The organism is Actinomadura sp. NPDC049382, from assembly GCF_040677125.1.
GTDB classification, from domain to species: Bacteria; Actinomycetota; Actinomycetes; order Streptosporangiales; family Streptosporangiaceae; genus Spirillospora; species Spirillospora geliboluensis.
In genome coordinates, this window is sequence record NZ_JBFARO010000201.1 from 1 (window position 1) to 9825 (window position 9825).

A 9825-nucleotide genomic window follows, 5' to 3' on the forward strand; every position below is an offset into this window, starting at 1 on the left:
AACATCGCCGCCCTCCACGACGCATGGGCCGCTACGACTACCGGCGTGTCCGGGCTGCTCGTCGCAGCGGACGACGATGACCCCGCCCTCCCCGGTGTGCTTCGGCGCGTCCGGGCCGTTCGGCAAGGCCCTCATCGAGGCCGGGCTCGGTCCGCTGCAGGCGGTGTGGCTGCGGATCGCGGCCGCCGCGCTGGTGCTGGTCCCGCTCGCCGTGCTGCTGCGCCGCGCGGCGCTGCGGAACCTGCGGCCCCACCTGCGCGTCCTGGTCCTGTACGGGCTGACCGGCGTCGCCGGGTGCCAGGCGTGCTACTTCGTGGCGGCGTCGCGGCTGCCGGTCGGGGTGGCGATCCTGCTGGAGTTCAGCGGCCCCCTGATCGTGCTCGGGTGGCTGCGGCTGGTGCGCCGCGTCCCGGTGCAGCGCACGGCCGCCGCCGGCGTCGCGGTCGCGATGGCCGGCCTCGCGCTGGTCGTGCAGGTGTGGACGGGCCTGTCGCTGGACCCGGTCGGGCTGGCCGCCGGGCTCGGCGCCGCCGCCTGCCAGGCCTGCTACTTCCTCATCGTCGACCGGCTCACCGGGAGCGTGGACCCGCTGGTCATCACCTCCGCCGGCAGCGTCGTCGCCGCGGCCGCGCTCGGCGTGCTCGCCGCGCCGTGGGCGCTGCCGTGGGACGTGCTGGCCGCGCCGGTCCCCGTCGCCGGGCACACCGCGCCCGGCTGGACCCTGGTCGCCTGGATCGCGCTGGTCAGCACCGTGCTGGCCTACCTGACCGGCGTCGCCGGGCTGCAGCGGCTGTCGGCGCAGGTCGGCGCCGCGATCTGCTACACCGAGGCCGTCGCCGCCGCGCTCATCGCCTGGGCCGTGCTCGGCGAGCGCCTCACCGGGCCGCAGCTCGCCGGCGGCGCGATCGTGCTGACCGGCGCCTACCTCGCCCAGCGCGCCGCGCCCGCCCGCCCCGGCGACCGGCCCCCGCCGGCCGGGGACCCCCGCCCCGGCCGCGCCGTCGGGACGCCCGTCCTCGACGGCTGACCCCGGCGCCAGGCCCCCGGGGTCAGGGGTTCTCGGCGCGGAACCGGCGGACGCCCAGCGCCACCGACACCGCCAGCAGCACCGCCGTGACCAGCGCGCCCTCCGCGACCGCCGCGCTGGCGTAGTCGCCGAGGAACGCCGCCCGGGCCCCGTCCACCACGTACCGGAACGGGGTGAACCGCGACACCGCGTCCAGCCAGCCCGGCGCCAGGCCCATCGGCAGCAGGATCCCCGACAGCAGCATCAGCGGCAGCGTCACCGCCGACAGCAGCGGCGCGAACGCGTCCTCGGAGCGGGTCCTCATCGCCAGCACGTACGACAGTGACGCGACGCCGACCGCGAGCGCCACCGCGAACGCCAGTCCCGCGGCGATCCCGCCGGCCGGGGCCCGCAGCCCCAGCGCCAGCCCCGCCGCGACCAGCAGCACCCCCTGCACCGCGATGACGGCGGTGTCGCGCAGGACGCGGCCCAGCAGCAGCGCGGTGCGGCTGACCGGGGTGACCCGCAGCCGCTCCACCACCCCCGACCGCATCTCCGCCAGCAGCCCGAACCCGACGAACCCGGCGCCGAACAGCGCCAGCTGGACCAGGATCCCCGGCACGAACACCTGCCAGGCGTCGCCGCCGCCGAACCCGCGCACGTCCGCCAGGTCCGACAGCAGCGGCCCGAACAGCACCAGGTACAGCAGCGGCTGCACCGCGCCGAACACCACCGCGACCTTGCTGCGCAGCGTCTGCCGCAGGTACCGCAGGAAGATCAGCCGGGTGTCGGACACGACCCGCGCGAACGACGCGCCCGGCCCCGCCGCCGGCGGTGCGGCGGACGGCGCGGGCGGGACCGGCGGGGCCGATTCGGGCGATGACAGCGGCATGGCAGGGCTCCTTGGTCGGACGGAGAACGGGGGAGAGGGGACGGGGGTCAGGCGGCGTCGCGCAGCGCGCGGCCGGTGACGGCGCGGAACACGTCGTCGAGGGTGGGGCGGGCCAGGCTCAGCGACGCCAGCTCCACCCCGGCGCCGTCCAGCGCGCGGATCAGCGGCATCAGCGCCTTCTCGCCGTCCTCGACGGTGAGCCGCACCCGGCCGCCGGCGACGGCGGCCACGCGGACGTCCGGATGCGCCGCCAGCGCAGTGCGGACCGCTTCGCAGCCGGACGCGGCGGCGGGCTCCAGGGTGACGACGTCGCCGGCGACGCGGCGCTTGAGGTCGGCGGGCGCGCCCTCGGCGACGATGCGGCCCCGGTCGATGATCAGGATCCGGTCGCACAGCGCGTCGGCCTCGTCCAGGTAGTGGGTGCTCAGGAACACCGTGGTGCCCTCGCCGTCGCGCAGGGCGCGGACGTGGTCCCACAGGTCGCCGCGGCTCTTGGGGTCCAGGCCGGTGGTGGGCTCGTCCAGGAACAGCAGCGGCGGGCGGTGCACCAACCCGAGCGCGATGTCCAGGCGGCGGCGCTGCCCGCCCGACAGCGACCCCGCCGGCCGCGCCCGCAGGTCCGCCAGGTCCAGGCGGTCGCACAGCCCGGCGATCCGCGCGGCGCGGTCGGGGACGCCGTACAGGCGGGCCTGCAGGTCCAGCTCCTCGGCGGCGGGGACGGCGGGGTCGGTGCCGCCGCCCTGCGCGACGTAGCCGATGCGGCGCCGCACGCCCGCCGGGTCGCGGCGCAGGTCGCGGCCGGCGACGGTCGCGGTCCCGGCCGTCGGCGCCAGCAGCGTCGTCAGCATCCGCAGCGTGGTGGTCTTCCCGGCGCCGTTGGGGCCGAGGAACCCGACGATCTCGCCGGGCCCGACCGACAGGTCCACGCCGCGGACGGCCTCGACGGTCCCGTGCCCGCCGGTGAAGGTGCGGGCCAGCCCGCGCGCCTCGATCACGATGAATCCTCCTCTGGGACGACGCCGGTAGCGTAACCACAATTTTGCAGTCACTCCAAATTTTCAGTGACACCAATGAAGGTATATTCCTCGCATGGGTGAGGAGCTCGCCGGGCCCGAACCGGGGCTGCGGGAACGCAAGAAGCGCCAGACGCGGCGCCGCATCTCCGACATCGCCACCGGGCTGTTCCTGGCGCGCGGCTTCGACGAGGTCACCATCGCCGACGTCGCCCGCGCCGCCGACGTGTCGGTCAACACCGTCTTCAACTACTTCCGCACCAAAGAGGACCTGTTCTTCGACCGGCAGGACGAGGCGATCGAGTCCGCCGCCCGCGACTTCCTCGCCCGCCGGCCCGGCGAGAGCGCCGCCGCGCTGTTCCGCCGCCGGTTCTTCGAGGACCTGGACGCCCGCGGCCACCGCACCGGCCTGCACGACGGATCGCAGGACTGGGTCCGCACCGTCCGCGCCAGCCCCGCCCTCCGCGCCCGCCAGCGCGAGATCGGCCGCCGCGCCAAGGACCGCCTCGCCGCCCGCATCGCCGAGGACACCGGCGCCGGCCCCGACGACATCGCCCCCCACGCCGCCGCCGCGATGATCTTCGCCGTGCAGACCGTCCTGGTCGAGCAGATCGCCGACCGCAGGAGCGCGGGGGAGACCCTCGAGGAGATGCGCGACGACGTCTACGCCGCCGCCGCCCGCGCCTTCGACCTCCTCGAACAGGGCCTCGGCGGCTACGCCGCCGCACCGCCCGAACCCGGCGGTGCCACCGAGGACTCCACCGAGGACTCCACGAACGGCGCAGCGGGCGGCGCCTCCGGCGAGGGGACCGCCACCGGAAAATGAGTGCCGGGGCACTCGAGATCGTTCCTAGACTCCATGGTTGCGGAGGCCGATGACCATGGACACCCCCACACTCCTCGCCCACCTGCGCCGCCACGGCGCACCCCTCACCCTGCCCCCAGGGGCCGCCCTGCGCTGGGACGACGCGGAACTGCACCGCGCCGCCCACGCCCGCGACGCCGAACGCTACGCGCTGCTCGGCATCGCGCCCGGCGCGGCGCCCTGGCAGCGCGCCCGCGTGCTGCTGCAGGTCCTCGCCGCGTCCCAGGCCGGGCTCGGCGACGGCGCCCGCGCCGTGCAGGCCCGCGCCGCCCGGATCCTGTGCCTCGGGCTGCCGCCCGCGCACGTCGTCACCGTCCTGCTCGCGCTGCGGCGGCTGCGCGCCAACCACAAGCACACCACCCGCGCCGCGCTCCGGTTCGTCCTGGAGCACCCCGGCGCCGACGCGCTCATCGCCGCGCGCCGCGCCGCCCTGCGCGACTGCTTCGAGCACGCCCTCGGCGCCGCCGCCGCCCGCGGCTGCGCCCGCCGCATCGCCGCCGGCGACACCGGCTCGGACTACCTGCGGCGGCGCCTGCTGCGCTTCCTCACCGACCCCGCCGCCGCACCCGCCCGCGTCCAGGCCCTCTACCGCCCCGACGACCCCGCCGCCCGGACCGCGGCCGGGGCCGTGCCGGGGGAGCCGGCGCTGCCCCTCGACCGCCCCGCCGACCGGCCCGCCGCGCTCCCGCGCTTCGCCGGGACCGTCGCGCTCGTCCTGGACGCCCCCGCGCACGGCCGCGCCCGCCCCGAGGAGGTCGCGCTGCGGGCGGCGCTGGCCCGGGTCTGCGACCGGCTGGAGACCATCGAGGCGGGCGGCGCCGCCGGCCTGGCCGCCGGTGTGATGGCCGCGCTCGCCGCCGGACCCGACCTGGTCGCCGTCCTCACCCGCGGCCCCGGCGCCCCCCGCTCAGAGACCGCGTTCCCCGGAGCGGTCCCCGTGGTGTTCTGCCGCGCCCCGGCCCCGCACGGGCCCCGCCGCGACGACCTCGCCGGGCCGCTGCCGTGGATGCTCGCGCACTGCGCCGCCGGCGCCCCCTGGCTGCGCGCCGCCCTGCACGCCCGCCTGGACGACCTGGAACACCGCGCCGACGCCCTCACCACCCGCCTGGCCGCCTGACCGCCCCCGCCCGGGGGCGGGTGTCAGGCAGGGGCGGCGCCGGGCGCCTCTCCCGTCCCGTCCAGGAACGGCGCCAGGACCGACCTCACCCGCTCCGGCATCTCCCGCTTGCCCTTGGACGCCGGGTCGATGAACACGTGCCGCACCTCCCCGTCGGCGATGAGCCGCCCGCCCGCCCGGAACACCGGGCGCACGACCATGCTGGTCGTCCCCAGATGCGCCACCGGCATCGACACCTCCAGCAGCTCGTCGAACCGCGCGCCCTCCCGGAACCGGATCCGCGCCTCGGCCACCACCAGGTCGTAGCCCTCGTGCACCATCGCCCCGTAGTCGCCGACCAGCTCCCGCCACATCTCCGTCAGCGCCACGTCGTAGTAGAAGAGGTAGTGGCCGTTGAACACCACGCCCTGCTGATCGCACTCGCTGTACCGCACCCGCAGCCGATGCGTGAACACCTCACCCATACCGGGCATCCTGCCCCATCGCACCGTCCGGCCGCCGCCGAGCCTCCCCCGGCCGGCCTCAGCCGGAGCGGCGGTCCGCGCGGCCCCGCAGGTAGCGGCGCTCCGGCGCGCTGACCGTCAGCCGCGCCCCCGCCCCGTCGCCCGCCATCTCCAGCAGATGCGCCCGGACGGCGTGCAGGCGGTGGTGCCGTGCCATGCGGCCGTCGCCCTCCAGCGGGCTCCAGCCGCCCCCGCGGTCTCCGGGTCGGCGAACCCGTACTCGCCCGGACGCGACACCGTCGCTGTGGCCGCGTCGCCGACCTGGAACCGCCACCCGAACAGCCGCCCGTAGTAGCCGCGCAGCCCCGCCGGATCGCTGCCGATGATCTCGAAATGCACCACTGGACGTCCCATGACGGCTCCCTTCCCGCGCGCCCGACCGCCGGGCGCGTCACCGCAGAGGACGGACCCGTACCCCCCGGCCTCGGCATCCCCACCACCCCAACCCCATAACAGGTCCTTCTAGAACCCAGAACGACCATCTCTTGGACTTATGGTGCGGCGGCGACCACGATGGGTGCCGGAAGCAGACCCGACCACGAAGGACCACCGTGACCGCGCACGAGAAGGCCATGCGGCCCGAGGACATCACCCGCCTGTTCGTCGAACGCTCCAACGCCGGAGACGCCGCCGGCGTCGCCGCCCTCTACGAGCCGGACGCGGTCATCGCCTACCCGCCCGGCTCCCAGACCACCGGCCGCGACGCGATCCGCGCGCTGTGGGAGAAGGTCCTGGCCGCCCGCCCCCGCTTCGAACCCGAGCAGCCCCTGCCCACCCTGGTCAGCGGCGACCTCGCCCTCACCTCCACCCCGCCCCGCGACGGCGCCGGAGCCCGCGCCCAGGTCGCCCGCCGCCAGCCCGACGGCAGCTGGCTGCGCGTCCTGGACCAGCCCGAGTTCCTCCCGCCCGGCACCACCGCCTAGCCCCCGGGCCGCAGGCCGGGCGGCGGAGCTGAAAATCCCGGCAAAGATTCGACCCGGTGCGGGGCGAGACGTCCGCAATGCCCGACCGGATGCCGTTAACGTGCGGGAATGCCGCAGACGCCCGGCCCGCCGCCCGGCGACACGCCGGCCTACGCGCCCGCCGACATCCCGCCCGACGCCCCACCCGGCGGCACCGGCGCGGACGCGCGGGACGGCGGGCGGTGGCCGCAGCGGATGCCGCCGTGGCTGCCCAAGGCGTTCGTGCTGGCCGGTGCGATCGTGCTGGCGTTCATGGCCGGGCTGTGGCTGCTGCAGCGGCTGCGGGAACTGCTGCTGCTCCTGCTGATCTCGCTGTTCCTGGCGTTCGCGATCGAACCGGCGGTGAACTGGCTGGCCCGCCGCGGCTGGCGGCGCGGCCTGGCCACCGCGGCGATGTTCGTGGTCGTCGGGGTGCTGCTCACCGGGTTCCTCGGCGGCATCGGGTCGCTGCTGGCCACCCAGGCCGCCCACCTGATCAACGGGTTCCCCGGCTACGTCCACGACGTCATCGGCTGGGTGAACTCCACCTTCGGGACGCACCTGTCGCAGCGGACCCTGTTCCAGCGGCTCCCCACCGTCACCGACGCCCTCTCGCGGCACATCACCGGCCTCGCCGGGAACGTGTGGGGCATCGGCACCACCGCGTTCGGCGTCGTCTTCAACGCCCTCGGCGTGCTGCTGTTCACCTTCTACCTGTCCGCCGAAGGACCCCAGTTCCGCCGGACGGTCTGCTCCCTGCTCCCGCCGCACCGCCAGCGCGCCGTCCTGCGCGCCTGGGAGATCGCCATCGACAAGACCGGCGGCTACATCTACTCCCGGGGGCTGCTCGCCCTCATCTCCGGCATCGCCCACTACGCCGCCATGACCGGGCTCGGCGTCCCCTACGCCGCGACGCTGGCGCTGTGGGTCGGCGTGGTGTCGCAGTTCATCCCCGCCGTCGGCACCTACCTCGCCGGCGCGGTGCCCATCCTGATCGCGCTCACCGCCTCCCCGGCGACCGCGCTGTGGCTGCTGCTGTTCATCATCGGCTACCAGCAGCTGGAGAACTACCTGCTGCAGCCGCGCATCACCGCCCGCACCCTGGACATGCACCCCGCCGTCGCGTTCGGCCTCATCCTCGCCGGCGCCGCCGTCGCCGGGCCCGTCGGAGTGCTGCTGGCCATCCCGGTCGGCGCCAGCCTCCAGGCGTTCGCCGGCGCCTACGTGCGCCGCTACGACGTCGAGGACCACCCCCTGACCCGGCCGGACGCCCCCGCGGCGCGCTGGTGGCGGTGGCTGCGCCGCAACTGACCCCGCTACCGCGCCCCCGCCGCCCTTTACCCGAACGTGGGGCGGATCGTCGAGCATTGCCGTGGACGGCGCCGCCCGCCCGGTCTACCGTGCCAGGAGAGAAGCTTGATCATCGGGCAGGTCGGGGGCGGGAGGGAGCCGTCATGTACCGTCCCCGCACGCGCCGCCGCAGGTGGCTCGCCGGGCTCACCGCCGGGACGCTCGCCGCGACCGGTCTCGCCGCCGCGGCCCCGGCCGCCGCGCACGCCGCGGACGCCGAGCTCGCGGCGGCGCCGCACGGCGGCAAGGACCCCGCGCTGCTGCGGCTCCTGCGGTCGATGTCCCTGCGCGACAAGGCCGCGCAGTTGTTCGTCCTGCAGGTCCACGGCACCAGCGCCACCACCGCCGACCCCGCCGCCGTCGCCGCCAACCGCCGCCTCTACGGGGTCGACAACGCCGCGCAGGTCGTCGACCGGTACCGCCCCGGCGGGTTCATCTACTACGGCGAGAACGTCACCGGCCCCGCGCAGGTCGCCGCGTTCTCCAACGGCATCCAGCGCGCCGCCGCGGCCCAGCCGCTCGGCATACCCGCCACCATCGCCACCGACCAGGAGGGCGGCATCGTCGCCCGGATCCAGCCGCCCGCCACCCAGTCGCCCGGCGCGATGGCGCTGGCCGCCGGACGCCGCACCGGCGACGCCCGCGCCCTGGCAGCCGTCACCGGCCGCGAACTGCGCGCCGTCGGCGTCAACCAGGACTACGCGCCCGACGCCGACGTGAACACCGACCCCGCCAACCCCGTCATCGGCGTCCGGTCCTTCGGATCCGACCCCGCCCTGGTGTCGGACATGGTCACCGCCCAGATCGGCGGATACCGGTCCGCGGGCGTCACCGCGACCGCCAAGCACTTCCCCGGCCACGGCGACACCACCACCGACTCCCACACCGGCGTCCCCCACATCGACCACACCCGCGCCGAATGGGAGCGGCTCGACCTGCCGCCGTTCCGCGCCGCGATCGAGCACGGCGTCGAAGCGATCATGACCGCGCACATCGTCGTGCCGTCCCTGGACCCCTCCGGCGACCCCGCCACCCTGTCGCGGCCCATCCTCACCGGCATCCTGCGCGACCGCCTGCACTACCGCGGCGTCATCGTCACCGACGCCCTCGACATGCAGGGCGTCCGCGACAAGTACGGCGACGAGAACATCCCCGTCCTCGCGCTCAAGGCCGGCGCCGACGTCCTGCTCAAACCGCCGCTGGACGAGCAGGGCCAGGGCGTGTTCCCCCGCCAGCTCGACGCCGTCGTCGCCGCCGTCGAGAACGGCGAGCTCACCGAGCGGCGCATCGACGAGTCCGTCTACCGCATCCTGGACCTCAAACGCCGCCGCGGCCTGTTCCGCGACCCCTACGCCGACGAAGGGGAGGTCGCCCGGCGCGTCGGGACCCCCGCGCACCTCGCCGTCGCGCAGCGCGCCGCCGACCGCACCACCACCCTGGTCCGCGACGACGCCGGCGTCCTGCCGCTGCGGCCCGGAGCCCGCAAGGTCCTGGTCACCGGATGGGGCGTGTCCACCACTGCCGCGCTCGGCACCGAACTCGCCCGCCGCGGCGCCACCGCCACCGTCCGCCAGACCGGCCTCAGCCCCGGCCCCGCGCAGATCGACCAGGCCGTCGCCGACGCCCGCGGCCAGGACCTCGTCGTCGCCGTCACCAACCGGGCCTGGGACGTCAAAGACGAACCCGGCCACAACGGCCCCGGGCAGATGAACCTCGTCAAGGCGCTCCTCGCCACCGGCACGCCCGTCGTCGTCATCGCCGTCCGCGACCCCTACGACATCGCCTGGTTCCCCGAGGCCCCCACCTACCTGGCCACCTACTCCTACACCGCCGAGGCGCTGCGGTCGGCCGCCAAGGCGCTGTTCGGGGAGACCGTCCCGCGCGGGCGGCTGCCCGTCGCCATCCCCGCCCGCGACGACCCCGCGACCGTCCTCTACCCGTTCGGGCACGGCCTGGGCTACTGACCCCCGGCACCCGCACCGGGTGCCGGGCACCGGCCGCGAAGACCGGCGGCCCCGGGGGGGGGGGCGGCGCCCCCCCCCCGCCCCCCCCCCCGGGCCCCCCGCAACCCCCCAACCCACCCCCCGCCGGCGCCGCGCACCCCGATCAGGGCGACGAACGCGCGCGCCCGAGGAAGC

General features: G+C 76.1%; 10 protein-coding genes. 6 read left to right on the forward strand and 4 right to left on the reverse strand.

The window, feature by feature from the left end; genetic code table 11:
- Positions 1-1027, forward strand: a 1027-nt coding sequence (locus tag AB0K34_RS44650; protein WP_364554584.1) for a DMT family transporter, incomplete at its 5' end; no start/stop codon positions are given.
- A gap of 22 nt (positions 1028-1049) precedes the next feature.
- Here the strand turns inward: AB0K34_RS44650 and AB0K34_RS44655 are convergent.
- Both AB0K34_RS44655 and AB0K34_RS44660 read right to left on the reverse strand, forming a co-directional pair.
- Positions 1050-1898, reverse strand: a complete 849-nt coding sequence (locus AB0K34_RS44655; RefSeq protein WP_364554586.1) for an ABC transporter permease — start codon at positions 1896-1898, stop codon at positions 1050-1052.
- 47 nt (positions 1899-1945) lie between these two features.
- The gene (locus AB0K34_RS44660; protein ID WP_364554588.1) at positions 1946-2893 is read right to left on the reverse strand and encodes an ATP-binding cassette domain-containing protein; all 948 of its coding nucleotides are present in this window, start codon (positions 2891-2893) and stop codon (positions 1946-1948) included.
- Between the two features lie 94 nt (positions 2894-2987).
- On the opposite strand from AB0K34_RS44660, the gene AB0K34_RS44665 reads away from it, so the two are divergent.
- Both AB0K34_RS44665 and AB0K34_RS44670 read left to right on the forward strand, forming a co-directional pair.
- The gene (locus AB0K34_RS44665) at positions 2988-3737 is read left to right on the forward strand and encodes a TetR/AcrR family transcriptional regulator (RefSeq protein ID WP_364554590.1); all 750 of its coding nucleotides are present in this window, start codon (positions 2988-2990) and stop codon (positions 3735-3737) included.
- A gap of 49 nt (positions 3738-3786) precedes the next feature.
- Positions 3787-4893, forward strand: coding sequence for a hypothetical protein (locus AB0K34_RS44670; RefSeq protein ID WP_364554592.1), 1107 nt, complete (start codon positions 3787-3789; stop codon positions 4891-4893).
- A 23-nt stretch (positions 4894-4916) separates the two neighbouring features.
- Here AB0K34_RS44670 and AB0K34_RS44675 read toward each other — a convergent pair whose 3' ends face one another.
- The gene (locus AB0K34_RS44675; protein WP_364554594.1) at positions 4917-5357 is read right to left on the reverse strand and encodes a thioesterase family protein; all 441 of its coding nucleotides are present in this window, start codon (positions 5355-5357) and stop codon (positions 4917-4919) included.
- A 117-nt stretch (positions 5358-5474) separates the two neighbouring features.
- Positions 5475-5750, reverse strand: coding sequence for a hypothetical protein (locus tag AB0K34_RS44680; RefSeq protein WP_301176344.1), 276 nt, complete (start codon positions 5748-5750; stop codon positions 5475-5477).
- 197 nt (positions 5751-5947) lie between these two features.
- Here AB0K34_RS44680 and AB0K34_RS44685 point away from each other — a divergent pair, with 197 nt between their 5' ends.
- The 3 genes from AB0K34_RS44685 (at position 5948) to AB0K34_RS44695 (ending at position 9651) form a co-directional block, all read left to right on the forward strand.
- Positions 5948-6319: a nuclear transport factor 2 family protein gene (locus AB0K34_RS44685; RefSeq protein WP_301176343.1), complete on the forward strand. Its 372-nt coding sequence runs from the start codon at positions 5948-5950 to the stop codon at positions 6317-6319.
- A 108-nt stretch (positions 6320-6427) separates the two neighbouring features.
- Positions 6428-7648 carry an AI-2E family transporter gene (locus tag AB0K34_RS44690; RefSeq protein WP_301176342.1) on the forward strand — a complete coding sequence of 407 codons (1221 nt, stop codon included), beginning with the start codon at positions 6428-6430 and terminating at the stop codon, positions 7646-7648.
- A gap of 143 nt (positions 7649-7791) precedes the next feature.
- Positions 7792-9651, forward strand: coding sequence for a glycoside hydrolase family 3 protein (locus tag AB0K34_RS44695; protein ID WP_301176341.1), 1860 nt, complete (start codon positions 7792-7794; stop codon positions 9649-9651).
- Positions 9652-9825: the final 174 nt, after the last annotated feature.

Coding starts and splice junctions, on each gene's coding strand:
- AB0K34_RS44655 (WP_364554586.1), bottom strand. CDS start 1,898: ATGCCGCTGTCATCGCCCGAATCGGCCCCGCCGGTCCCGCCCGCGCCG.
- AB0K34_RS44665 (WP_364554590.1), top strand. CDS start 2,988: ATGGGTGAGGAGCTCGCCGGGCCCGAACCGGGGCTGCGGGAACGCAAG.
- AB0K34_RS44670 (WP_364554592.1), top strand. CDS start 3,787: ATGACCATGGACACCCCCACACTCCTCGCCCACCTGCGCCGCCACGGC.
- AB0K34_RS44675 (WP_364554594.1), bottom strand. CDS start 5,357: ATGGGTGAGGTGTTCACGCATCGGCTGCGGGTGCGGTACAGCGAGTGC.
- AB0K34_RS44680 (WP_301176344.1), bottom strand. CDS start 5,750: ATGGGACGTCCAGTGGTGCATTTCGAGATCATCGGCAGCGATCCGGCG.
- AB0K34_RS44690 (WP_301176342.1), top strand. CDS start 6,428: ATGCCGCAGACGCCCGGCCCGCCGCCCGGCGACACGCCGGCCTACGCG.
- AB0K34_RS44695 (WP_301176341.1), top strand. CDS start 7,792: ATGTACCGTCCCCGCACGCGCCGCCGCAGGTGGCTCGCCGGGCTCACC.